Source organism: Brevibacillus sp. JB24b, assembly GCF_051713385.1.
Classification (GTDB): Bacteria; Bacillota; Bacilli; order Brevibacillales; family Brevibacillaceae; genus Brevibacillus_B; species Brevibacillus_B laterosporus.
In genome coordinates this window covers 2124116-2150250 of the sequence record NZ_JBNVQV010000001.1, presented here as the reverse complement: position 1 = coordinate 2150250, position 26135 = coordinate 2124116, and the positions used below count along the sequence as shown (strand labels likewise).

Here is a 26135-nt window from a genome sequence, read left to right as displayed (position 1 = left end):
AAGATTCCTTACTTATTTTTCCCGATTATCCAAAAGTCTCATCACTTATGATCCACTCCAGTTTCACTTCTACGTAATACAATTTTGCCAAACTGTTCTGAATCCTGAAGTCGTTGAAGGGCAGCTACTCCTTGTTCTAAATCATAGACGTGATCTATAATCGGGCGGATTTGATGTTGTTCCATAAAGCCTAGCATTTCAATAAATTCTTCCTTACTACCTAGAGTGGTTCCTAGAATATTACACTGGCTGTAAAAAAAGCTTCTGAGATTAAACTCTATGATATCACCGGTAGTGGCACCAAATGTAACGCATGTCCCCCCGGGGCGTAGTTGATGTAATGATTTCTGAAAAGTGGCAGGACCCACACTATCAAACACGATGTCGACCTTCTCACCCTGTAACGCTTCATTCCAATCCGTTGTTGTATCAATTGCAACATCAGCACCTAGCTGCAAAGCCCTTTCTTGTTTAGCTTTGCTTCGGGAAGTAACAATGACACGACATTCCATGGCCTTACTCATTTGAAGTAAAAAAGTAGCTACTCCACTGCCAATTCCAGGAATTAACACCGTATTTCCCTCTTTGACCTGTCCTTTTGTACGTATTGCTCGATAGGCTGTCAGTGCGGCAACAGATAGGACCCCAGCTTCTTCCCATGTTAGATAGGTAGGTTTTTTTACGAGAAGGGAAGCAGGAACAACGATATACTGAGCATGAGTTCCATCGAAGGAAGAACCTAAAATTTCAAAAGAGGCAGGAGGAGCGTCGCTTTTTGTTAACCAGTTCACACCTGCATGCAAGATTACTTCGTCACCTACATGCCATTCCTCCACATCACTGCCTACTTCTTCAATTTTTCCAGCACCATCAGCACCAAGAACGAGTGGAGCATCTTGTTCATTTCGCCACATCATATTGAGTAAATCCCGACGATTTAAACCAGATGCTTTCAACCGAACTAGCACTTCATCAGTAGCCAAATTTCGTTTCGCTCGTCCTGCTATTTTTACCCCTTTTAAACCAGATGGACCATGATGCAATAATGCTTGGTACATGTCCGTTCCTCCTTTTCGTTACTACTTACCTTCTCATTATATTCACAATATAAAATATTGGATCAGTTCGTCCAATCGGATCATTTTTACCTCTTCTGCAAACTGATTACTAGCACTACACACAGACACTGGATATCCTGGAGCTAGTTGATACTGCTTAAAAACCCAATTCGTCTTTGACGGTGTCTCTTCGCTAAAATCGATCGTTCCATTCAGATTTTTTCTTATGGAAAAAGAGGCAAGGGGAATGGATAGTCCCTTCCCAACTGCCTTCATGTAGCTCTCCTTCAACGTCCAAAGGTCATAAAAATACGACAGCTGTTCTTCTCCTTCTGATTTCATTTCTAAATCCGTGTATTCTTGTGTTGAAAAGTAATGCTTAGCAATTTCCATGTCTATGGGCTTTTGCTGTTCTACATCTACTCCTATAGGTTCAACACTTGTTCCACACACTACCCAATCACCAGAGTGGGACAAATTAACGTTGCAATTTGTATAGTTGGGCAAGTAGGGTTTACCATACTCATTGTATTGAAATTGAATCTCATCTAGAGGAATGAAGTGATGTGTGCATAAAATATAGCGAACAAGTAAATCAGCCAGTAGTCCCCTATAGGCATCTTCCCGTATTCGGAATCGAAGGATTTTATCACGTTTTTCTGGGGATACATGATCTAGTAAATGATTAAATGTATCCTCTTCTAGTTCTGCTGGTATATGTAGAGCAAATACGTTTGTCATGTAATTCCCCTCTCTCTTTTCCATATTTTAGAGGATATTAGTAAACAAATCTACTATGTCACATAGAATTTTCGAATTAGTATTTTGTTCTAAATAAAAGAAGGGCTACTCATCGCTACTAATGCCGTTGCGAAAGCCCTTCCCTCTGTTAGATTATTTTATTTCTATTACAACTATCTATTTTTCTTCTACTACGGTACCTTCCGACGTGGCCACTATTGATCTCTTCAATCGCTTTTGCATACGTTTTTCCCTCTTATTGTTCCACCAATTATCAATTCCTTCAAATACGGAATACAGCACGGGCACCAAAACCAGTGTAACTAACGTGTGAAAAATAAGTCCAGCTATCACTACGGTTGCCAGTGGAGCTTCTAAACTAGCACCATCCCCAAATGCCAAAGCCATTGGTACCATACCTAGGATTGCTGTAATTTTGGTCATCAGAACGGGGCGTACTCGGTCATGAGTTCCTTTAATAATAGCTTCTTGTAACGGTATTCCTCGCTTTCTAAGTAAATTTATACGGTCAATTAACAGAATCGCATTGGAAACGACAATTCCGATTAGCATAATTACGCCAATGATGGACATGGCTGTCATCATGCGCTGTGTCAAAACTAGCCCCATAACAACACCTACACCTGCCATAGGTAGCGTAAGCATAATAATAAATGGATGCGACAAACGTCCGAATTGGGTAACCATAATTAGATAGATGCAAGCAATGGCACCTAAAAAGACAAACAATGCACTGGACATATTGTTTTCTTGGTCTTTAAGACTACCTGCTAACTCCACTTGCAAGCCAGCAGGAACAACCAGTTGATCCAACTTCGTTTGTAACAAACGGGTCGCATTACCTGGATCGATTCCAACAAGATCAGCTGACACTTTAATTACTCGTTCTCCATTTCGGTGATTAATTTTTTGTGGAGTCTTACCATACTTCCATTCGACGACATCTACTAACGGTATCATGGTTTGATTTTGAGTGGGAATCAACATTTTCTTGAGTTGCTCAGGATGTTTCATTTCTTGCTCAGGAAATCGAGCCATTACATCCACATTTGTACTGTCTGTTGTAAGTTCAGCCACTTTTTGCTCACCCATCATACTGGATAAATGCTGAGCTAGTACCCGTTCGTCAACCTGTAATCGATTCATGGCTTCCTTTATAGGCACTAGTGTAATCTTTTCTTTTCCTTCACTAAAATCATTGCGAACACTCGAAATACCCTCTATTCCAACTAGCATTGCTGATACTTGCTCACTCAGTTCTTTCGCTTTCTCTAAATCTTTACCTGAAATCTCTACTTCGACAGTTACTGCACCACCATCTGGACTATCCGTGCTGAAAGAAAATCGTTCTACACCTGTTACTTCTTTTGTTTTTTCCATCACTTGCTTGCCAATTTCTTCTTTGCCCAATGAGCGTTCTGCTCTCGGTAATAACGCGATTTGTAACTGTAGACGTTCAAGATTACCCCCAATATAAGCATCTTTTACTTCTTTTATCGTAGCCAATTTCTCTTCCGTTTGAGAAATGACTTGTTTTGCACCTTCCAAAGAGGTTCCATGTGGCAACGTAATATCCGCAAAGATAAAGTTTTCATTCACATCAATCCCCAAATTGGTTTTAACATGGGGAGCCAGCACAAAGATACTGCAAAACATGAGAAAGGCAAGCCCAAGTGTTACAAATCGTCGACGTAGACAAAGATGCAAGACACGGTCGAACCAGCGTACCATGAGATTATCCTTGTGATTTTCTCCATTCACTTTTTGTTTATCATTTTTTAAAAAACTATCTGAGAAAATGGGTACAAAGAAAATCGAAACAATCGTAGCTGATACAATAGCCGCCGTCACTGTAAAAGCAATCGTAGTGAAAATAGGCGTCAGCGCTTCATCAAAGCCTGCTAGTACTAAAGGTAAGAATACAACTACCATAGTGATCTGTGACGATAATACTGGTGTAAGTACCTCTTTTGTTCCTAGCAAAATTGATTCTCGCAATGCTTTTCCTTGCTCGCGATAGTGATAGATACTCTCCAATACCACGATCGCTGCGTCAACAATTAAACCAACTGACAAACTAAGAGAAATAAGGGTTACCATATCGAAATTATAGCCAAATAATTTCAAAGCAATAAATGTCATTAAAATAGAAAGTGGTAACGTTGTAGCAATGACCATCGTGACCCGCCAGTTGCGTAAAAAGACGAATAATATCAAAATAGCGAGAGCTCCACCGATCATAACATCTCTACTCAAATTACTAATCGAATGTTCAATAAAAGAGGCCGCTTCAAAAATAGATGTAAGATGATAAATTCCATTTGCATCTTGATTAATTTGGGCGATAAGCTGTTCAACCCTTGTTTGGGTTGGTATGATTTCACTTCCCTCTGTACGTTTTATTGATATACCAATATAGGGTTTTCCTTTATAGATAGCAAGTGATTGATCACTCTCGCTTCCGCGTAAATCTTTTACGGTTGCCAATTGGCTGAGTAATGTCATTCCCCTTGGTGTTGGGATCATTACAGATTTTAATTCCTCTACATGATGTAGCGTCTTATCCAATTCAATTACCGTCTGATAGCCAGCGTTATCAAGTGTCCCTAGTGCTTGTTTCCAATTTTGTTTTTGTAGTTCCTGATAAATCTGTGCTGGTGTCACCTGATAAGCGGAGAGTCGCTCTGGCAATAAGGTAATTGCAATTTTATTTTCAAAGCTTCCTTTACTAATCTCTACGCCTTTTACTCCAGCTACCGCCTCAATTCTTTCTTTAAGCGTATCTTGAGCATAATTATATAATGATTGCGGATCGTTACCTGTTAAAGCTAACACCATCAGAGTTTCGTCGCCATAATTGGCCTGATAAATATTACTATGTTCAACTTCTTTCGGAAAATTGGTTCGTTCACGGTTGATAATGCTCTCCAGCTTCTGTTTCGCTACTTCACCTTTTCCCTCCTTGGCTACCAAAGTGATTTGAACGTTACCACTAGAAGAGGATGAAAAATAATCCTTTACTTCCTCCATTCCCTTCACTTCTTTTTCTACACGCTCAGCCACTTTTTTCTCCATCTCTTCGGGAGGAAGTGATCCGCCAGAAATATTAGCAATAATCCAAGGTAAATTTGTTTTTGGCACAAGAAATACTTTAAAGGAAGCAAGTGAAGCAAGGCCTGTGAATAAAATCATCAGAGTCAAAAGATACACAATAAGCTTTCGTTGAAGAAAGAATGATAGGAGTTTACTCATTGTTTTACTCCCTTCACCGCTACGTTTTCACCGTCAACGATATAGGTGATTCCACTTTTCACCACTTGTTCCCCTACAGAAACACCCTTTACAATTTCAATATTGCCATTAATAATCTGTCCGACTTCCACAGGTTGTTTTTTGACAACTCCATTCTCGACTTTCATGACGAAATGGGTCTCGTTTGTAAGTCCTACACATTCTAGAGGTAATAAAAATCCTTGCAATGGGCGAGGAACCTTAACATTCGCAACCATACCGCTCCGCCATTTTTTCTCTGAATTAGCCATGTTAATCTCCACTCGATATTTACCGTTCGCAGGGTCAATTACAGGCGAAACAAATTGAATTGTACCCTTGCTTCCTACACCAGAAGCACCCTGTACCTCTACCTGCTTACCCTCAGTAAAAAATCCCACTTCGTCGCTCTCAACGGACAAGACTACCTTAACCGTTTTCAAATCAACCAACTCAATTATGCTTTGTCCCCCAGCTACAACCTTCCCTTGCTGTTCATGCAACGCTATGATCGTTCCAGAGAATGGGGCAATAATTTTGGTTTGCTGTAAACTCTCCTGCGCTCGTACAGCCTCGCTGTTTGCCTGTGTAATGGCGGCACTTGCTCGAGCTAATTGATCTGGGTTTGCCCCTCTTTGAAGCTCCTGAAGTGCAATCTGTTCATTTTTTACACTCATCTCTGCTTGCTTTGCTTTGAGAAGAAGAGCCTCATAATCATTTTTTGAAAGCGCACCACCTTGAAACAAAACTTCTCCTTGCTTCGCAGCTTTTTTTGCCTCTGTGGCATTTTGTTGCTCTCGATCCAGTTTGATTTTTTGCTGGGCCAGTGCTTCTTGAGAAGCCCCTTTCCGTGTTTCCTGAGCGGCAACAGCTGCGGATTGTACTTGCCCTGCGGCAGCCTGAGCAGCTACCTGATATACTTTTGCGTCTAAAGAGGCCAAGACCTGACCTTGCTGTACCTGGGCCCCTTTCTCTGTATTCAATTGTGCAATTTTTCCTGAACTCCCGAAGCCTAGCATTACCTGTTTATTTGCTTCAACTACTCCTGAATATCCTAGTAAAGTTGAAGCTGGTGCTTGTTCAATTTTATAGGTCTCCACCCATTTGTTATTTTTCTCCTCTTGCACACTAGCTACTGGCTCCACATTACCCGCACAGCCGCTAACTAACAAGATAGAGGCACTCAAAACCGACACGACAACACGTCTCACATCTGTTCCTCCCAGCTCTTTCCTTTTTTATTCTATTGTCTCTAATTTTCTGAAATAACAGAACGGCCAGCGGGTGGAACTTGTATCCAACTTAAGACGGAGATTGAAAGCATAAGGTAAATATAGTAAAATATAATTTTATCCAAAAATAATCACAAAAACCTTTTTAGATAAAAAAAGGAAATATATCATCTTCCTTTTGAACAAGAATATGATCAACCTTCACTTTCATAAAATAGAAAAAGACTGTCTACTTTGATATAGACAGTCTTTGCTGAGTTACTCCTTGCTAGTTATGATTGCAACAGAGAAGCTGCTTCCTTATCTAGAAGGAAGGTGACATCAGGATGCTTTTGTAAAATAGAAGCTGGCAGCTCTTCGGTTATTTCACCTTGAACCGCTTTCGCCACTGCCTCTGCCTTTTTCACACCGGCTGCGAGAATTACAATTTTTTTACTTTGCATAATGCTAGCAATCCCCATCGTAATAGCATGGCGCGGTACATCCTCCACACTATCAAAATAGCGAGAGTTAGCTTGAATCGTGTTCTTTGTCAGCTCTACCATACGAGTCCGAGAATCGAACGAAGCCCCTGGTTCATTAAAGCCAATATGACCATTTTCACCTATCCCTAGAATTTGGATATCTACTCCCCCGATTAGTCCTATTTCTTCTTCATATCGGTTGCACTCTGCATCCACATTGGTGGTTTCGCCATTAGGAAGGTGAATATTTTTTGTTGGTATATTAACATAGGCAAATAGACAATCATTCATAAATGTCCAATAGCTTTGTGGATGCTCACGCTTGATCGGATAATATTCGTCTAGGTTAAATGTACGTAGTGTCGAAAAGTCCAGCTTTTTATCTTGATAACTAGCAATCAGGTGTTTATAGAATCCTTCAGGTGTTCCGCCCGTAGCTAATCCAAGAACTGAATCCGACTTTTTTTCAATCTGTTCTAAAAAAATATCTGCTGCATAACGGCTAAGTGTATCATAATCCTCAAAAACTTTTACCTGCATCATCTAGTCCTCCGCCTTTTCAAATACGATTTTTCCTTCTACCCAAGTAGCCATAACCTGATACTCATTGGATAACAGTACAAGGTCCGCATCTTTGCCTACTTCGATACTACCTTTTGTATCACTGATTCCTAATTTTTTTGCTTGGTTCATTGTAAGCAAGTAAATTGCTTTTTCTAAAGGAATCTTTGTAAACTGCATAAAGTTAGACAATGCTTTATCTAAGGTAAGGACACTACCCGCTAATGTACCATCAGCAAGGCGAGCTTCGTCTCCACGAACGGTCACATTTTGTCCGCCCAGATCATATTGGCCATCATCTAGGCCTGCTGCACGCATCGCATCGGTAATTAACATCATCTGATTTAATTCGCATGCTTTTGCCAGAATACGGATGAAGTTTGGGGATAGGTGAATACCATCACAGATAAAATCAAATGTCATTTCTGGATTCTGCATTGCTAATCCGATAATACCAACATCACGATGGTGCAAACCTTTCATCGCATTTCCCAAATGGGTTGCGTGATTTACCCCTTTACGTAAACATTGGCACGCGCCATCATAATCTTGTAAGGAATGGCCAACAGAAGCGACAACCTTTTGTTCACGTAATAGATCAAAAACCTCTTCTTCAGTAACCAACTCAGGAGCTAATGTCATAAGCTTAACTAATCCTGGTCGAGCAACAGAGAAGACTCTTTGCATATTAGCAAGCGTTGGAGGCTCAATCCACTCTCCATTTTGGGCACCTTTTAAAACTGGATTTATGAAAGGTCCTTCCATATGGACACCAACTACTTTGGCACCTTTGTTCTCCTTTATATTCGAATAAAATTCTAATATTTCAAGATTACGTTCGATAGGAGCTGTCATAGTAGTAGCCAATAGACCAGTCGTACCGTGCTGAGCATGGAAGCTACAAATACCATCAACTGCTTCCTGTGTGCTATCCATAAAGTCAAAACCTGCCCCACCGTGCACATGTAAATCAATGAATCCTGGTGCTAGAGTTGCACCTTTTCCATCATATACATGCTCTGCTTCTTGTCCATTTTCAGGTCCTACATAGATAATTTTTCCGTTTTCCATAAGGAGAATGGCCTGTTCAAGAATGCCTTTTTCTGTGACAATATTCACATTTATGATTTTTTGTGTTTGACCAACAGTCATGGTTTACTCCTCCTATTTTTCGAACTACGGGAAGCCTCTGTCTATCTTTTGTTAGGCATCCGATTTATACGCATCCCCTACAATTATTATGTAGAAAGCGTTTGTAAGAAAGTCTACGTAAGCGATTTCTCACTTATTATTGTAACAGAAAACGATGCTGTTACCCAAGAATCTTCTTACTCTTCAAGAAACAGACACACAACTGAAGCATTGACATACCGGCATTCTTGCTTACTTTGAGCTAGTTCTTCTATATGCGAACTGTAATAGTTAGCAAACAAAAAAGAGGGTTACACACCCTCCATTTTGTGATCTTCTACAGCGCCTCTATTTAGATAACACTAATTGCTCCAATTCATCTAACAAGCCTTTAAAGACATCCATTGCTTCTTCAATCGGTTCTGGTTTTGCCATATCGACTCCTGCTTTTTTCAACAATTCAATCGGGTAATCGGAACCACCACTCGATAAGAAGTTCAAATAGCGCTCTACTGCCGGTTCACCCTCCTCCAAGATTTGTTTCGACAGGGAAGTAGCAGCTGAGAATCCAGTGGCATATTTGTACACGTAGAAATTGTTATAGAAATGAGGAATCCTTGCCCATTCAAGATCAATATCTTCGTCGATCACAACAGAGTCTCCGAAATATTTCACATTTAACTCGCGATACATACTGGAAAGAGAGTCTACTGTCAGTGCTTGCCCTTCTTCAATGGTAGCATGAATCATCTTCTCAAATTCTGCAAACATGGTCTGACGGAAAACAGTCGCTCTAAACTGCTCTAAGTAGTAGTTTAGCAAGTACATGCGTTTTTCTTTTTCAGTCGTCTGTTCAAGTAAATGCTGCATTAATAGTGCTTCATTTAATGTAGAAGCTACTTCTGCAACAAAGATCTGATATTGCGAATACGTATATGGCTGATTTTGATGCGAGTAATAGCTGTGCAACGCGTGACCCATTTCGTGTGCTAACGTAAACATGTTATTTAGGTTATCTTGATAATTCATTAACACGTAAGGATGAACAGAATATGTTCCCCACGAATAAGCACCGCTCGTTTTTCCTTGATTTTCATATACATCTACCCAACCGGAAGTGAATCCTTCATGTAAAACTTTCCCATATTCCTCACCAAGTGGAGCTAGTGAGTCCTCCACCGTTTTAACAGCCTCTTCATAAGGAATTTCCATATTGGCTTCCGCTACAATCGGAACATATAAGTCATACATATGAAGCTCATCTACACCCAACATTTTTTTGCGTAAATCTAAATAACGTTGTAGCTCAGGCAAATTCTTATGGATAGTAGCAATGAGGTTGTCGTATACAGATTGATCTACATTATCGTTAAATAGAGACGCCTGTAATGCAGACGAATGTTTCCGGGTACGTGCATAAAATACATCACGTTTCACGCTTGCAATCAGTGTAGCTGCAATCGTATTTTTATGATTTCGGTATGTTTCATACATAGCCTTAAAAGCATCGTGGCGCACTCGTCGATCCTTGCTCTCCATATATTGGGAATACCGACCTTTTGTCAGCTCAACCTCTTCTCCATTTTCATCCGTAACCATTGGAAATTTAATATCTGCATTGTTTAACATTGTGAAGATGTTAGAAGGTGCACCTGAAATCTCACGCATTTCTGCAAGCAAGACTTCTTCCTCAGCTGACAACGTATGCGGCTTATAACGAATAATCTCAACCTCTAAAAATTTTCTGTAATGATCTAAACCACTTTCTTCGTTAAGTAAGGCTTCAAGACGTTCATCTTCTATTGCTAGAATTTCTGGTTGAATATATGCAAGTGCACTGGAAACCTGCGTAGATAGAGAAGTAGCCCGATCAGTTAAAGCCTGGTATGTAGAGTTTCCATTATCTTCATCTCTTCTCATGCGAGCGTACACGTACAGTTTTTCAATCAATTGAGATATCTCATCCATTAAAGTTAGCACTTCTAACAATTGCTTCCCAGAATCAGCCAATTTCCCCTTAAAGCTTTGTACTTTCTGGATCAAGGTTTTTGCTAGCTCTGCGTCTTTTTCCCAATCGTTATTGGAAGGATAAATGTCTTCCAGCTTCCATTTGAATTGGTCAGGTACTTCGTTTCGTTTAGGTAATGTTTTAGTTTTGTTCACATTGATACACTCCTTTTTATGGAAAATAGGCAGAGCCATCAGAAAAACTGGTACTATTCTCCATCGTACACTAAGCGAAGCTCTGATTCAATTAGTTGCAAACTTCTCCCCTCTGGTGATTGATAAAGCGAATCGTGGTAGAAAAAATGGGGTTTCCTAATAAAAAAAACCTGGCTTCTACACCAGGCTCCCCACTTGATTTCCAATCCCTACATATTCAAATCCAATTTTTCTCAAATCAGAATGTGCTAATGCATTGCGACCATCAAAGATTAATGGTTGCTTCATAATATGGTACACATGCTCATAATCTAATTGAAGAAGCTCTCTCCACTCTGTGCAAAGGATGACAGCATCCGCTCCGGTCACAGCCTCATAAGCTGTTCTGGTGTAAGTCACCTGCTCGGGTGAAAATACGCATTGCATGTTGGGCATAGCAACAGGATCATAAGCAGTGATGATTGCTTCTTTTTTTTGTAAGATAGTTAGTAGTTTCTGTGCAGGAGCTTCTCGAATATCATCGGTATCTGGTTTAAAGGATAGACCTAATAAAGCAATTCGTTTCCCCGCAAGTCCTCCTAAGCGTTGCTCTACTTTATGCAAAAACCAAGCAGGTTGTTGTTCATTAACCTTAATTACTTGGTACAAAATATTCAGTTGCTCATTTTTCTCTTGTGCTATTGAGAGTAAGGCAGAAGTATCCTTTGGGAAACAAGAGCCACCATATCCCAAACCTGCTCGTAAAAAATCTGAACCAATCCTAGAATCAAGGCCCATTCCTGTAGCGATGATCGATATATCTGTTCCCAGTTTATCACTTAGTCGAGCTAGTTCATTCATAAAAGAAATTCGCATGGATAAAAAAGCATTAGAAGCATATTTTATCATCTCTGCATTTAACCGACTCGTCTTAATCCGTGGTGCATCAATAGTTACGTATAAATCTTCTAGTATATGAAATGCTTTTGTAGACGAGGCCCCCATTACGATACGAGCTGGTTCTAATGAATCATGTAAAGCACTTCCCTCCCGTAGGAATTCTGGGTTAGAGGCGACGTGTATCTGTGGGCAATCGGAGAAAAGTTGTGCTACTTGATCGTTGCTTCCTACAGGTACTGTACTCTTAATGACCAACACACGCTCCGAAACATCGTGACGAAGCATGTAGTGAACCTGATCTATTACATCCTTAAAAACGCGTAAATCAGCCCTTCCCTCCTGATCGGAAGGGGTGCCTACACAGATAAATATAACCTGAGCTGGAAGTAGTGCCACTGTAAGATCAGTGGTAAATTCCAGCTTTCCTCTAGTTATTACGTCCGTCAGAGCTTCGTCTAAACCTGGTTCATAAATGGGTGATCTGCCAGCTTGCAATAGGCGTATCTTTTCTTCGTCTACATCCACCCCCGTCACTTCATGTCCTGCCATCGCTAATGCGACTCCTGTTGTAACTCCTACATATCCGGTTCCAATGACGGCTACTTTCATGCTGACACCTCCGCCATGATTTGGTGATACTCATCTTACTTGGTCTTTATCCGTCTACTGTTTTCTTTTATAAGTCGTACATATACATTTTCCAGCAGCTTGCGTTGCTTTTTAATATCATGTTGTTTTTCCACTTTCACACGTGCATTCAAGGTGTATTCTGTCCACCGCTGTTCTTCCTTGATCATACGAATCATCATTTCAGCAAATGTACGGGGCGATTTCTCAGGAGCAAGTAGTCCGCTTACCCCATGCTCCACCAGCTCTGGAATACCTGCGTGACTTGTAGAAATAACTGGCCTTCCTGTAGCCATGGCTTCCATTAGCACGTTGGGAATCCCTTCTTGATTGCCATCTTTCGCTGTTTTGCAAGCAAGTACAAACACATGACAACGCGCCAATTCCTCGGCTACTTTTAGATGGCTGACACCGCCCTTTAGTATCACGCAGTTCTGTAACTTGTAGCGTTTAATCAACTTTTCCAGTTTCTTTTGCTGATCCCCTTCCCCGACAATTGTTAGCGTAGCTTTTGGATAAACCTTGTGTACATATCGAAAAGCGCGAATGAGAGTATCCATACCTTTTTTCTCTACCAGTCGACCTACACTTAAAAATCCATAGGCATTATTCCAAACAGGTTCCATAGCTTGATAAGTAAACTTTTGGAGGTCAATCCCTGACCGTAACAACGTTATTTTTTGTTTAGGGCATCCTAGTTTGATTACCTTTTTTTTCATGTGCTTGCTTACTACTGTGAACGCGCTTCCTCTTCCAAATAATTTTTTTAATTGACGTCTATATTCCGGATCAACATTGGGCCGACGTGATACATCCGTTCCGTGAAATGACACAAGTAAAGGTAATTTAGAACGTTTGGCAACAGGTAATAATTCTAAACCACCTGTTCCAAATCTAGCATGCAATACCTTGATTTGTTTTTTCTTCACCCAATGATGAAGATTTTTAAACTTTTTTTTCACATAGATTGACTGATGAGGAAATTGATCCACATTAATCGGTTTACTTCTGGTCACTACCAAAGGTTCCACCTGTGTATGTCCAATCAATTGTTCATAAATGAAGGTTTCACTTCTTGGAAGATAAATTCGCCGATACAAAAGAACGCGATGCATACTTTCATCCTCCTTGGTACAGCTTCTTAATATCCTGAAATTGCTGGTAGAGCCCCTGTTCCAATGAGGTATGCGGACGATAGCCAATCTGTTGAGCTGCTAGGGATATATCAGCACAGGTACGCCTCGAATCACCTTTCTCTGCTATTGTGAAGGTAATATCTGGACTCACTTGCATGATCTTTGCCATAAGGGACACGGCCTCTAACAAGCTAATTTCTCGTTCTCCACCGATGTTATAAATCTTGCCCGCCTGACCGTACTCACTCGCCAACAGATTGGCTTCCACCACATCATGTACGTAGCTAAAGTTACGGCTTTGACTACCATCCCCGTAAATTTGTATGGGCTTTTTTTGCATCATTGCTCGAAAAAATCGATGAAAGGCCATGTCAGGACGCTGTCTCGGTCCATATACGGTGAAATAGCGAAGTGCAACCACTGGTAGTTGATAGGCTTTCACATAAGCTTGCATCAAATACTCCATAGAAACCTTGGTTACACCATAAGGGGAAAGCGGTACAAGCGGAGCTGATTCCTCTGTTAAACCCTCTTGCATTGTGCCATAAACAGACGAGGAGGAGGCAAGCACAATTTTTCGCAACGAATCATGAGTAAGACTAGCTTCTAACAAGATCTGTGTAGCAGTCACATTGTGGTTCACATACTCCTGAAAAGCATCCCCCCAGCTTGCACGTACTCCAGGTAAGGCAGCCAGGTGAAAAATATAATGGACCCCCTTTAACACATAAGACCAGTCAACATCCTGTATAGATTTTGTGATGTACTGAAACCGGGAATCTTGTAGACTATATTTGATATTGCGCTCTTTATAACACAATGGGTAGTTCAAGAGCATACTATCTACACCAATTACTTCATAATCGTCTGCCAGCAATCGCTCGGTCAAATGAGAACCAATAAATCCTGCACAACCAGTCACCACAGCTTTTTTCCTCATTTGCGATGACCTCTTTTCTTTTTCCGCTTCACTAGCTGTTTAATGACCAGAAAATACCCTCTCTTTCCAAAAATTGCGCGATATTTATTCCCCCACCTTTTTAAACAACTTTCATATGTCTGCCTCCGTAGATAATTACGTTTTTGAATCGATCCTGGCTCTGTCAATTGGTTTCGATGCTTTGTTCTGTTATATAACGTTTTATCTATATGTTGAACAGGAAACTTTTCAATCAAGCGTAAAATCATACGACGATCTTCCATAATTCTTCCACCATATCTGTCAGAGGTATCCCAGCCACCTACCTCTTTCAAAGCATTAACACGATAACAACGCGGGGCTACCATCCAACCATCATATCTTAAGAAATCATACTTCCCTTTTATTTGCCGGTGTTTAATGACCTTACGCTTACGGTATATACTTTTATAAACACGCCAAACATTCATATTTCCGTAGTATAGAGCACATTTTTCCTTTTTCTTACTCCGTTGATTCTTATTAATTGTATTTTTAAAACGTTCCAACGTACGTTTGGTTAACCAATCATCGGAATCCAATTGAATAAGATAAGGGGTGCGAGTAAGTGACAATGCCATATTCATAACCTTAGATATCCCTGAATTCTTCTGCATACGATAATATCGAATGTTTGAATGAGTAAGAAGGACAGAGACAATTTCTTCCGTATCATCCGTTGAAGCATCATCCATAATGAGTATTTCCCAATCATCGCAGGTCTGTTTCAAGACACTATTTATCGCCTTTGGTAACATATCCGATCTATTATAGGTAGGTATTACGACAGTAAACATGGGGATAGCTACATCTACATTCTCTTCCATCTCAGTCATGAAGTCTCGATTCTCCTTGTCGCTGGTAGTGTTATCGTAGAATGATCACTCATAATAAAAATCCCCATGTGCTGTCGTGAAACATTTGGTACTCCCCCAACTAAATAAGAAGAACGTCCAAAAATACTGTCATGAATATAACAATCCAAATTTACTAATTTCGTGTCCTCTAATAAAATACTGTTTTCAATTCTTTGGCAATTTCTTACCTCCGCTCCATTTTGAATACTTACATAAGGTCCAATTGTGCAGTTAGACAATACACAATCTTCACCTATCATTACGGGACCAATAATCTTACAATTATCGATCAGACTTCCCTCTCCTACTTGCACCTCAGTTCCAACAGATTTGTCTAGCATCCAGCGATTAGCCTCCAACCATCTCTCCATCGTTCCTACATCGGAATAAGGTAGCTTGGTTGTAGAATGTACTACCTTTTTGCCTTGTTGTAAAAGTACTGCAATGGCATCAGTAATTTCATATTCCCCCCGCTTAGATGGTTGCAATCCAGCAATCACTTGGAAAATAGCAGGAGTAAAAAAATAGGCTCCGATTACAGCTAAATTGCTTTTGGGATACTGTGGTTTTTCAACAATTGACAGAATTTGTTTTCCTTGTATTTCAGCTATGCCAAAATCCTGTGGTTTCTTTACCTCACTCAATAAAACGGCAGCTGAGGCATCTGTTTTGACGAAGCTGTCATGTAAACTGTGCAAGGATTCCATCATTAAGTTATCCCCTAAAAACAAAGCAAACTTATCTCCATCGATAAAGGATTTGGCTAATGAAACAGCATGGGCAATACCCAATGGCTCTTGCTGTTCAATATACCTAATCACTGCGCCACATTTTCTTCCATCCCCAACGTAGGATGGAATTTGCAATTGATTTGGACTAATCACGATACCTATTTCCCTTATACCGACATCAAGTAACTTTTGCAAACAATGCTGGATCACCGGTAGATTAGCTACAGGTAGGAGTGTCTTGGGCTGTGAATAGGAAAGTGGATATAGTCGTGTGCCACGGCCAGCGCATAAAATTAACCCTTTCAAATGACATTCACCCCTGTTCCATAGAGATATCTATACTTTATGCACAGGGATAGTAACGGTTTGGGTGATTGGCCCTACTAACCCAAATAGTGGCGAATGCCTATGTAAAAAGCGCCTACGTTTTTTTCGTGGGCGCTGTCTTTTCTGTTCACGGATTTGAGAAGCCTTAGAGAAAATTTTCAAATATTCATTAGCTGTTTTTTCCCATGTAAACTCACTTGCTCGTGATATGGAGCGATTAGCAAAGGGTGTAAAGAAAGAGACAGAATTCCATATTTGTTCCCAAATGTCCGGTATTGTTTTCATCCACTCCTTAGGAGGAATGAGATAGCCGGTCTTATCGTGTTCAACCACCTCTCCTATTCCTCCCCGTGTTGAAGTTAAGATAGGCTTTCCTGCTGCCATTCCTTCTATATTAACCCGGCAAAACGGCTCGTTCCAAACTGATGGGGTAGCTACAATATCACAGATATGATACCACTCTGGCATCTCTTTTGAAGGAATAAAATTAACGAAACGTACCTTCTCTTTTAATGGTCTAGCTAGTTTTTTTAAATAGCGCACATATTTATTTTTTCTATTGTTTCCATATCCTTTTCCACCAACTATGAGAAGACGTGCATGCTGATCACGCTTGGCGATTTGTTTGAAGGTGCGAATTAACAGGTGTATCCCTTTTTCGCGCATCAATCGCCCTGCATACATCATCACGCGATGGTGCTTTTCAAAACCCAAAGATTCTCGTTTTTCGGAAATAATCTTCCGCCCTTCCTCAGACAGTGAATATGCAGCAACATCTACTCCAAGGTGAACTGCATGTATCTTACGTTTTGATATGCCATGTTTCTTGATGAAATATTGTCGCAGATAGTTACTATTGGTAATGAAACCATCAACCTGCTTTTTCACTTTTTTCATACGAAGAGGCGAAATAACCCTTCGTGAAGCAAATACATGAGAATGCATATTAAGTACGATAGGTATATCTTTACAAGCCTTGCGCACGATAGAAACAAAACTTGGACGATTCTCTATCAAAATTACATCAGGCTTGTTTTTTTTTATCCGACTTGTCACTTGCTTAATAAATGACTTTTGTCCATGATAAGATAACCGAATGTACTTGATTCTCCCATCCTGTTCTGACCGAGGGTATTCTTTACATGTCCTTGTGTAGATGTCGATATCATGAGATTTTGCTAGCCTTTTACTTACCTCATCAATATCCAGCTCAACGGAACTACCTCGTAAAGGTGGAACAGAAAAAGGCCCGGGGCTTACTATTGCAATCCTCATGCTCTGCCCGATTCCCATTCCTTTTTAATGGTAAGCACGATCTGATAAATTTGTTCTCGTTCCTTGTTCCATTGAAGAACTACTTTCTCCACTTGTTGTTTCCATTTTTCGCTATTGAGTTGTAACGTCTCCCATCGATTTATCATAGCCGCCATTTTGGATTCCATTGTAGCCATTACCTGCTGATATTCTTTGATTTGTTCCTGCCATTCGGTTCGCTCCTTCTCCAAGTGATCCAATCGTTGCTGCATTTCTTTCCACTGATTAAGTAATTCTTGTTTTTCTTTAGCTTTTTTGGGATATAGTCCTTCCAATAACACGGCATCAGGGATCACACGGCAGTCATTTTGGCCCCCTGAGGCTTGCAAATCAAACATGGCCGAAAAGACAAATGGCCCCCCCTCAGTATTCAGTTCTAGCTGTTTTCGATTATCCATTAGTTCTCCCTCCTTTACTTGTTATATTCTATGTACTTAACAGGCCGATAGGTGCATACCTACTAGGTTGTTCTCCTTCAAATCATGTATTGCTCTCATCAGGCAATCCTATTTGTTGGCTACAATAAGACCAAGGAATACAAAAACCCCTTTGCGCATCGATAAACGGCGGCACTACTAAATGCCTTTTATCGATTGCGTAAAGGGGTTTTTCGTTATATATTTTTTATCCTTTAGTATGGATATCCTTATTGTTTACCTACCGTCCCTCTTTTACTGCTACTGGGTGACGGAATCGCTGACTATACTCGCGTGCTTCCTCAACAGAGTTGACTTGATTGCGTTGCCACTCCAATAAGATACGATCAATATAACGGATAAATAGCTTGCCAACAGACTGTGCCTCTCGTAAGGCAGCTATAATTAGCTCTTCTGCATAGCCATCCTCTTCCGCCCATATTTGTAACGTTTCTACCTCAATGGGAGATAGTGGTCGACCAAATGTTTGTTCAAACTGAGTGTACAAACTATCTGGCTGCTGTTCCTCATCTAATGAAAATAACATTGTATCAGCAGGTCCACCTGATATATCCATGTGGGAAGTAACTGCTACTTCCTGTCTGGAATCGCTAAATGCTTCACGTTGCACTTGATAGCTTTGCTTCAAGCAGTCATACAAGCGGTCATAGACAACAGAAAGATTGTAGCTTTCCGAACGGAACCCCGTTTGTTCATCAACATTCTCATCAATGCCGATCCATTGATCCTTCATCATTTTCTGCAACAATTGTATTAAACGCAATCCAGACATGGAGAGCCGATCCTCAAGCTGCGATAAGGTGGGAAATTGATTCCCTTCTTGTTGAAATGACAAGAGGTGGATAATTAACATCATTTCTTCGTCCGCTAAAGACATACGTTTATAATTCTTTAATAATAAATTAGAAACGGACGTAGAACCCTCTTGTATCAGTTGTCTTATTTGTCGATCCATGTCGTGCTTTCACCTCTCCCCTATTATAACAAGGACAGGCAAATTCACCTAGTAAAAAAAAGATAAACCTTTGGAGGATCTTTCTTTTCTATACAAATACCGGAAAAAGAAAACAGCTAGTAGAAAGGGGGATCTCTACTAGCTGTAACTTTTATTCAATTTTACTTTTTATTTATAAACAGAAGCTGTTTCTTTTACCATTTCAGATATAGACTCTAATCCACCACCAGATAGGTACCAGTATCCTGGGTCTAGGTAAATGACCTTATTGTTTTTAGCTGCATTGGTTTTCTTAACAATATCATTTTCTACTACTTGTTTCGCAGAAGATTGACCTTTATTAATAGCCGCAGTACGGTCAACTACGAAAATGTAATCTGGGTTTTTCTCCAAGATGTACTCGAAGGAAACGCTTTGTCCGTGTGTAGATGCGTCGATTTTCTCATCTGCTTGTTTAAAGCCAAATACATCATGAATAATACCAAAACGGGAAGTGGAACCATAAGCACTAACTTTACCATCATTAGCAAGAATAACTAATGCTTTTTTCTCGTCAGCTTTTACTTTTTCATTTAGGTCTTTAATTTCTTTTTCGATTTTAGCTAGTTCTTCATCAGCTTTTGCTTCTTTATCAAAGATTTGAGCTAATGTTTTTACATTCGAAGTGAAAGATTCCATATATTTCTTATAATCGACATCCATGTAGATTGTTGGAGCAATCTTTTTAAACTCTTCATACTTATCGGATTGACGACCAGAAATGATAATTAAATCAGGTTTTGCTTCATGAATTTTCTCAAAGTCAGGCTCTTTCAAGCCACCAACATTGATATATTTTTCATCTTTGTATTTATCTAGATAGCTAGGTAGACTTTTTTGTGGAACACCAACCGCTTCTACACCTAATGCATCCATAGTGTCAAGTGAACCAAAGTCAAATACAACGACTTTTTGTGGATTTTTCTTTACTACTGTCTCACCCAACTCGTGTTTTACAGTAATTTCTGCAGGGGCAGCCGCTTCTTTTGCTGGTTGAGCACCAGATGTTTTATCTGTAGCATTATTTGACCCGCAAGCTGCAGTAACCAATGCTAGCATAAATGTAGCAAATACCATTGCTAATTTCTTCAACATTCTCACCTCTATAAATTTTTTGAAACAAGATGTAGAACAGATCATTTACTCGCTAGGAGTATCTGCTCTTCCTTCAGCTAGTGAAACAAAGTGTCAAACTTATCTGTGCCTGCTTTGTACCTTCTTTATCTTCCTCCAAGCGTCCTGTGTCAATTCACGTATCTACATAACTACATAGTCCGTGATCCCCCTTGCTTGAGTGACGACAGTGTGCTTGTTACTATAGGTATTACCCCATCATGGAATCACCCCGTAGGTCTCTTCCGTACGTTAAAAAGGAAGAAAAGAAGGTTTCCCACATCGGCAGGCCAGTTTTACGATCGTTCTGGTTCTTTGTTTCCTGAATTGAACTACATCCGTTTGTGTTCTTAGTTCTAAATCGTATGTGATTTTTACCTAAACTCTTTTATTATGCAAAATAGACACAGATGTCGTTACCCTCGATGTTTTGGATATTGAAATCCATGTCATACAAGTCCTGTAAGACCTTCGGGTTAATGATTTCTTGGGTCGAGCCCTCTTTGATTACTTTGCCGTCTTTTAGTGCAACGATATAATCTGAGTAACAGGAAGCAAAGTTAATATCATGAATGACAATAATGATCGTCTTGCCTAATTCGGCTACCAAACGTCGTAATGTTTTCATGATTTGCACCGAGTGCTTCATATCCAAGTTATTGAGTGGCTCATCCAACAATATATAATCTGTGTTCTGGGCAATAACCATTGCAATGTAAGCCCGTTGTCTTTGTCCACCACTTAATTGGTCTAAATACTTATCCTGCATCTCTTCCAGTTCCATATAAGAAATCGCTTCTTCGACATATTTCCAATCTTCTCCTGATAAATTACCTTGCGAATAAGGAAAGCGGCCGAAACTAACCAATTCTTTCACGGTTAGACGTATGTTAATATGGTTGGATTGTTTTAATATCGAGATTTTCTTTGCCAAATCGCCGCTGTTCCACGTACCTATTTCTTGCCCTTCAATATAAACTTCGCCTTCATCCTTCTTGAGTAAACGGCTAATCATGGACAACAATGTACTTTTTCCAGCACCATTTGGACCGATAAAGGAAGTAATACTTCCTTTTTCAATCGTCACCGATATATTTTCAACAACAGGCTTATTCCCATAGAATTTTGTGACGTTTTTAACTTCTACCATGCTTTATTCTCCTTTAACAGCAGATATAAGAAGTACATACCACCAATAAAATTGATGATGACACTGAGCGGTGTCGAGAATTGAAAGACCCGCTCCACGATGAACTGTCCGCCAACTAAAGCAATGGTACTAATCAGCATAGAACCAATAAGCAAATACTTGTGCTGATACACCTTTAAGAATTCTCGTGTCAAATTGGCTACCAATAATCCTAAAAAAGTAATCGGACCAACTAATGCGGTTGAAATGGAAACCAACACCGCAATCACTATCAGTAATCTTTTAACGACTCGCTCGTAGTCAATTCCTAAATTAATCGCTTGATCTCTTCCCAATGATAAGACATCAAGGAATTTCAACTGTTTAAAGACATAACCACCAGCTAAGGCAATTCCGATCACAGATAAAATCAAGATATCTGTGTTTATACTGTTAAAACTAGCAAACATTTTATCTTGAATGATCTGGAATTCATTTGGATCAATTAACATTTGCATAAAAGAGGATAAACTGGAGAAAAAGGTTCCAAAGATAATCCCCACTAAAAGCAAGAAAAATATATTCCTGCCCTCACCTCTAAACAATGTTTTAAATAGAATGCTTGAGAACACAATCATGAGACCCACTGAAAGAATAAAGTTAACGTTTTTATTCATGATTGTAATGTGCATAGAACCAAATATGAAAACAATCACTGTCTGAATAAACATATAGAGCGAATCCAATCCGATGACGCTAGGAGTTAAGATTCGATTATTCGTTATGGTTTGAAACACAACAGATGAGAACGCAATCGCTCCCCCAGTCAATATGATGGCAAGTACATTTTTACTACGTTTGGGAAGAACATAATCCCAATTATTCGCATTCATCTTGTAGAAGATAAATAAACCGATCAAGACGAGTGCGATCATCGCAAGGACGCTCAACATTCTTCTACATTGTTGCATATGCATTTCTCCTCATGAGTAAGTACAGGAAGATTCCACTGCCGATAACTCCGACCATAAGTCCAATCGAGAGCTCATAAGGAAAAATCACGATACGCCCTAATATATCACATGCTAGGACAAAAACGGCTCCGAGTAAGGCTGTATGCGGTAAACTGTTCCGTAGATTGTCCCCACGATAGATGGAAACGATATTAGGAATAATTAAACCAAGGAATGGAATCATTCCGACTGTGAGCAACACCAAGGAAGAAATCATAGCGACGATGATTAATCCAATATTGATCACACGCTGATAGTTGAGTCCTAAATTAACCGCGAATTCTTCCCCCATCCCAGCGACCGTGAACTTATTCGCATAGATAAAGGCAATAATTACAAGCGGAATACTAATATACAAAAGTTCATATCTTCCTCTCATGATCATGGAGAAGTCACCTTGTAGCCAAGAGGATATATTTTGTATCAGATCATATTTATAAGCAAAGAAAGTGCTTATAGAGCTGATGATATTACCAAACATGATACCTACTAATGGAATAAAGATATTGTCTTTGAACTTAATTTTTTTAAGGATTTTCATAAAAATAAAGGTGCCACCTAGGGCAAATATGAACGCGACGATCATTTTTACGATAGGACTCTCTGTAGTAAATACCATGAGTGATACCAGCACGCCTAATCTAGCACAGTCCATAGTTCCAGCAGTAGTGGGAGAAACGAATTTGTTACGAGTAATTTGCTGCATGATTAAGCCACAAATACTTAGACTAATTCCAGCCACAATAATACTAATTAATCGTGGAACACGGCTGATTAAGAAAATTTCAACTTGCTCATTTTTAAAATTTAGAATGTCAAGCGGAGTAATGTTTTTGACCCCGATAAACAAGGAACACATGGATAGAATGATTAATGCTAAAAATAAGTATCTCTTTTTCATAGTTCCCCCCGTATGACATTAGCAACTGATGTGTGTTTCTCTAGGATTTAATACTTCTAGTTTCGTGTTATCGATCAATTATGTATTTATTTATATTACATATTATTACAAATGAGATTGATTTTCATTAACCATCATCCAATGAGTATTATAAATGATTTTCATTCTCATATTCAACTGTTTTTTCATATTTTCTACATTTACAGCCGTTTTTTCGTTACACAAAGTAGTTTTAAACATTAAAAAACAGGAAAAAACCCCTTGTTCATACTCTAAACAAGAGGTTTTTATACTATTTTAGCATGTAAAGAAATTGATCAAATTCATTTATAGATAAATAATCTATTACGGATATAGTCTGTACAATAAACGTGGGAATGGTATTGTTTCACGAACGTGATCCAATCCACAGATCCATGCCACTGTTCTCTCTAAACCCAAACCGAATCCAGAGTGAGGCGCTGTTCCATATTTACGTAGGTCCATATACCATTTATAAGTTTCTTCAGAGAGGCTATGCTCTTGGAAACGTGCTTCTAGTAATTCTGGATCATCAATACGCTGGCTACCACCAATAATCTCTCCATAGCCCTCTGGAGCAATCAAGTCTGCACAAAGAACCACTTCTGGACGATCTGGGTGTGGCTTCATATAAAATGCCTTGATTTCAGTAGGATAATGCGTAATGAAGACAGGCATATCATAGTGTTCAGCAATCGCTGTTTCATCTGGTGCACCAAAATCATCGCCCCATTTAATCTCACTACCTTTTTCTTGTAGGAGCTTGATCGCATCATCATAAGTGATACGTGGGAATGGTGCTTTTACTTTTTCTAATTTCGTAGTATCGCGGTCTAGCGCTTTTAATTCAAGTTGACAGTTCTTTAATACTGACTGAACAACATGCGATACAAAATTTTCTTGAATGCGTAAGCTCTCTTCATGATCAACGAATGCCATCTCCGGCTCAATCATCCAGAACTCAATTAAGTGACGACGTGTTTTGGATTTCTCAGCACGGAATGTAGGACCAAAGGAAAACACACGTCCTAAAGCCATCGCAGCTGCTTCCATGTACAACTGACCACTTTGAGAGAGATAAGCATCTTCCTCAAAGTATTTCGTATGGAACAGGTTAGTCGTTCCCTCAGCAGATGTAGGTGTCAAAATTGGCGGATCAACTTTATAAAATCCGTTGATTTGGAAGAACTCGTACACTGAACGAATAATTTCCGAACGGACAGCCATCGCGGCACGTTGGCGTGGAGAGCGCAGCCATAGATGACGGTTATCCATCAAGAAATCTACCCCATGCTCCTTAAGAGAAATCGGGTAGTCTTGTGCAACTTGAATGATTTCTACTCCTGTTACAGTTAATTCGTAACCGCTTGGAGCACGATCATCTGCGCGTACCATTCCAGTTATGTACAAAGAACTTTCTTGCGTAAGTTCCTTCGCATTGTTCCAAGCCTCGTCGCTTACTTCTGCTTTTACTACAACCCCTTGAATAAATCCGGAGCCGTCACGCAGTTGGAGAAATTGGATTTTACCACTGCTTCGCTTGTTGTATAGCCAGCAACCTATCTTAACTTCTTGTCCGACATGTTGCCCGACCTGACCAATTGTAATTAATGACATAATAAGACCTCCATTTATCTGTACCAGATAACCCTTACAATTATACTATCCTCTCTCTACTAATTTCAACGATTGTTATTGCTTCTTTTTCACTATGGAAAAAAGCCCCTCCTTAGAGGGACTTTCCTTCCACAAATTGCTTGATTCGACCAATGCCCTTTTCCAATTGTTCCATGGATGTTGCATATGAAATACGAATATTCTCAGGGGATCCAAAACCACTGCCCGGGATTAAAGCTACCTTTTCTTGCTCCAGTAACGCTTTACTCCAGTCATCTATATTAGCAAAGCCCTGTTTTTCCATTGCTTTAGCTACATTTGGGAAAACATAGAAGGCTCCCTCTGGTTTTAAGCATGTCACACCTTCAATTTCATTTAATAGATCGACTACACGATCACGACGCTTAACAAACTCGCCCCGCATCATTTCCAAAGAGGCTTGAGATCCTGTTAATGCCGCCAGTGCACCATATTGGGCAAATGAAGTCGGATTAGAAGTACTATGACTCGACAAATCAACCATGGCACGAATCAAATTCTCATTACCTAAAGCGTAACCCATCCGCCATCCTGTCATGGAGTATGGTTTTGACATTCCATTAATAATCACTGTGTTTTCATAGGCTTCTTTGCCAAAAGAGGCTACAGTAACCGCTTCATGCCCATCATAGATCAACTTTTCATAAATTTCATCAGAAACCATTAACACATTATGTGACAAGCAAACATCTACAATCTCTTCCAGTTCCTTACGTGTATAAATACTACCGGTAGGATTGCTTGGAGAATTAATAATGAGTGCACGTGTTCGAGGAGTGATAGCTTGTTTTACTTGCTCCGCTGTCACCTTGAAATTGTTTGATTCCTTGCCCTCAACAAAAACAGGAACACCCTCTGCTACCCTCACCATCTCTGGATAGCTCACCCAATAAGGGATAGGAACAATCACTTCATCACCAGGGTTTAACAACGCCATGAACAAGTTGAACAAGGCATGTTTTCCCCCATTGGTCACGATGACTTGCTTGGTGCTGTAAGTCAAATTATATTCTTGTTGATACTTGTGGCTGATCGCTTGTAACAACTCAGGAATACCAGCTGTTGCAGTATACTTGGTTTTTCCTTCACGCATCGCCTTTTCAGCTGCTTCAATGATATGTTCCGGGGTATTAAAGTCAGGCTCCCCCGCTCCGAAGCTGACAACGTCAATGCCTTGTCGCTTCATTTCGTTCGCTTTCGCTGTAATAGCCAAAGTAGAAGATGGAGAAAGAACTGTGACTCGATTTGCAAGTTTCATGGAAAACCTGGACCTCCTGGTAACGTCATGATATAAAAAACTGCCAAATACTTAATGATAGCCTATCACACATAGATTTGGATGTATAGTTCTTCGTTATAGAATCTACAAGGACTATTATCAAACGTACAAGCGACTATTTT

The 26135-nt window shown here is 39.8% G+C and carries 21 protein-coding genes; all 21 read right to left on the bottom strand.

Annotation, left to right across the window (positions count from 1 at the left end; genetic code table 11):
- Window positions 1-41 precede the first annotated feature (41 nt).
- The 21 genes from ACQV1I_RS10490 to ACQV1I_RS10390 all read right to left on the bottom strand — a co-directional run bounded on the left by ACQV1I_RS10490 (window position 42) and on the right by ACQV1I_RS10390 (window position 25992).
- The gene (locus tag ACQV1I_RS10490) at window positions 42-1058 is read right to left on the bottom strand and encodes a zinc-binding dehydrogenase (protein WP_116333828.1); all 1017 of its coding nucleotides are present in this window, start codon (window positions 1056-1058) and stop codon (window positions 42-44) included.
- Window positions 1059-1100: 42 nt separating this feature from the next.
- A complete protein-coding gene (locus ACQV1I_RS10485; protein ID WP_116333827.1) occupies window positions 1101-1799 on the bottom strand; it encodes a 4'-phosphopantetheinyl transferase family protein in 699 nt (232 codons plus the stop codon).
- A 177-nt stretch (window positions 1800-1976) separates the two neighbouring features.
- Window positions 1977-5072: an efflux RND transporter permease subunit gene (locus ACQV1I_RS10480; protein WP_116333826.1), complete on the bottom strand. Its 3096-nt coding sequence runs from the start codon at window positions 5070-5072 to the stop codon at window positions 1977-1979.
- A complete protein-coding gene (locus tag ACQV1I_RS10475; RefSeq protein ID WP_104031014.1) occupies window positions 5069-6301 on the bottom strand; it encodes an efflux RND transporter periplasmic adaptor subunit in 1233 nt (410 codons plus the stop codon). The genes ACQV1I_RS10480 and ACQV1I_RS10475 overlap by 4 nt, the downstream gene beginning before the upstream one ends.
- A gap of 293 nt (window positions 6302-6594) precedes the next feature.
- Complete coding sequence (gene nagB / locus ACQV1I_RS10470; RefSeq protein ID WP_026315010.1) at window positions 6595-7326, bottom strand: glucosamine-6-phosphate deaminase; 732 nt, start codon at window positions 7324-7326, stop codon at window positions 6595-6597.
- Between the two features lie 3 nt (window positions 7327-7329).
- Window positions 7330-8499 (bottom strand): N-acetylglucosamine-6-phosphate deacetylase, encoded by a 1170-nt coding sequence (nagA, locus tag ACQV1I_RS10465; RefSeq protein ID WP_116333825.1) that lies wholly within the window; start codon window positions 8497-8499, stop codon window positions 7330-7332.
- 327 nt (window positions 8500-8826) lie between these two features.
- Window positions 8827-10641, bottom strand: a complete 1815-nt coding sequence (gene pepF / locus ACQV1I_RS10460) for an oligoendopeptidase F (protein WP_116333824.1) — start codon at window positions 10639-10641, stop codon at window positions 8827-8829.
- A gap of 177 nt (window positions 10642-10818) precedes the next feature.
- On the bottom strand, window positions 10819-12129 hold the full coding sequence (locus ACQV1I_RS10455; RefSeq protein WP_094698819.1) for a UDP-glucose dehydrogenase family protein: 1311 nt from the start codon (window positions 12127-12129) through the stop codon (window positions 10819-10821).
- Between the two features lie 35 nt (window positions 12130-12164).
- Complete coding sequence (locus ACQV1I_RS10450) at window positions 12165-13262, bottom strand: glycosyltransferase (RefSeq protein WP_116333823.1); 1098 nt, start codon at window positions 13260-13262, stop codon at window positions 12165-12167.
- 4 nt (window positions 13263-13266) lie between these two features.
- The gene (locus ACQV1I_RS10445) at window positions 13267-14223 is read right to left on the bottom strand and encodes an NAD-dependent epimerase/dehydratase family protein (protein ID WP_094698821.1); all 957 of its coding nucleotides are present in this window, start codon (window positions 14221-14223) and stop codon (window positions 13267-13269) included.
- A complete protein-coding gene (locus ACQV1I_RS10440) occupies window positions 14220-15077 on the bottom strand; it encodes a glycosyltransferase family 2 protein (RefSeq protein WP_116333822.1) in 858 nt (285 codons plus the stop codon). The genes ACQV1I_RS10445 and ACQV1I_RS10440 overlap by 4 nt, the downstream gene beginning before the upstream one ends.
- Entirely contained in the window at window positions 15074-16135 is a 1062-nt protein-coding gene (locus ACQV1I_RS10435) for a glucose-1-phosphate thymidylyltransferase (RefSeq protein WP_018670046.1), read from the bottom strand. The genes ACQV1I_RS10440 and ACQV1I_RS10435 overlap by 4 nt, the downstream gene beginning before the upstream one ends.
- Before the next feature lie 30 nt (window positions 16136-16165).
- On the bottom strand, window positions 16166-17431 hold the full coding sequence (locus tag ACQV1I_RS10430; protein ID WP_116333821.1) for a glycosyltransferase family 4 protein: 1266 nt from the start codon (window positions 17429-17431) through the stop codon (window positions 16166-16168).
- Window positions 17428-17868 (bottom strand): hypothetical protein, encoded by a 441-nt coding sequence (locus tag ACQV1I_RS10425; protein WP_116333820.1) that lies wholly within the window; start codon window positions 17866-17868, stop codon window positions 17428-17430. The genes ACQV1I_RS10430 and ACQV1I_RS10425 overlap by 4 nt, the downstream gene beginning before the upstream one ends.
- A gap of 259 nt (window positions 17869-18127) precedes the next feature.
- Window positions 18128-18862 carry a DnaD domain-containing protein gene (locus ACQV1I_RS10420; RefSeq protein ID WP_018670049.1) on the bottom strand — a complete coding sequence of 245 codons (735 nt, stop codon included), beginning with the start codon at window positions 18860-18862 and terminating at the stop codon, window positions 18128-18130.
- 168 nt (window positions 18863-19030) lie between these two features.
- Complete coding sequence (locus tag ACQV1I_RS10415; protein ID WP_116333901.1) at window positions 19031-19993, bottom strand: siderophore ABC transporter substrate-binding protein; 963 nt, start codon at window positions 19991-19993, stop codon at window positions 19031-19033.
- Between the two features lie 412 nt (window positions 19994-20405).
- Window positions 20406-21164: an iron ABC transporter ATP-binding protein gene (locus tag ACQV1I_RS10410; protein WP_094698826.1), complete on the bottom strand. Its 759-nt coding sequence runs from the start codon at window positions 21162-21164 to the stop codon at window positions 20406-20408.
- Window positions 21158-22114, bottom strand: coding sequence for an iron chelate uptake ABC transporter family permease subunit (locus ACQV1I_RS10405; RefSeq protein ID WP_094698827.1), 957 nt, complete (start codon window positions 22112-22114; stop codon window positions 21158-21160). The genes ACQV1I_RS10410 and ACQV1I_RS10405 overlap by 7 nt, the downstream gene beginning before the upstream one ends.
- Entirely contained in the window at window positions 22101-23057 is a 957-nt protein-coding gene (locus tag ACQV1I_RS10400; protein ID WP_094698828.1) for an ABC transporter permease, read from the bottom strand. The genes ACQV1I_RS10405 and ACQV1I_RS10400 overlap by 14 nt, the downstream gene beginning before the upstream one ends.
- 345 nt (window positions 23058-23402) lie before the next feature.
- A complete protein-coding gene (gene asnS, locus ACQV1I_RS10395) occupies window positions 23403-24695 on the bottom strand; it encodes an asparagine--tRNA ligase (protein ID WP_094698829.1) in 1293 nt (430 codons plus the stop codon).
- Between the two features lie 112 nt (window positions 24696-24807).
- A complete protein-coding gene (locus tag ACQV1I_RS10390; protein WP_094698830.1) occupies window positions 24808-25992 on the bottom strand; it encodes a pyridoxal phosphate-dependent aminotransferase in 1185 nt (394 codons plus the stop codon).
- Window positions 25993-26135 lie beyond the last annotated feature (143 nt).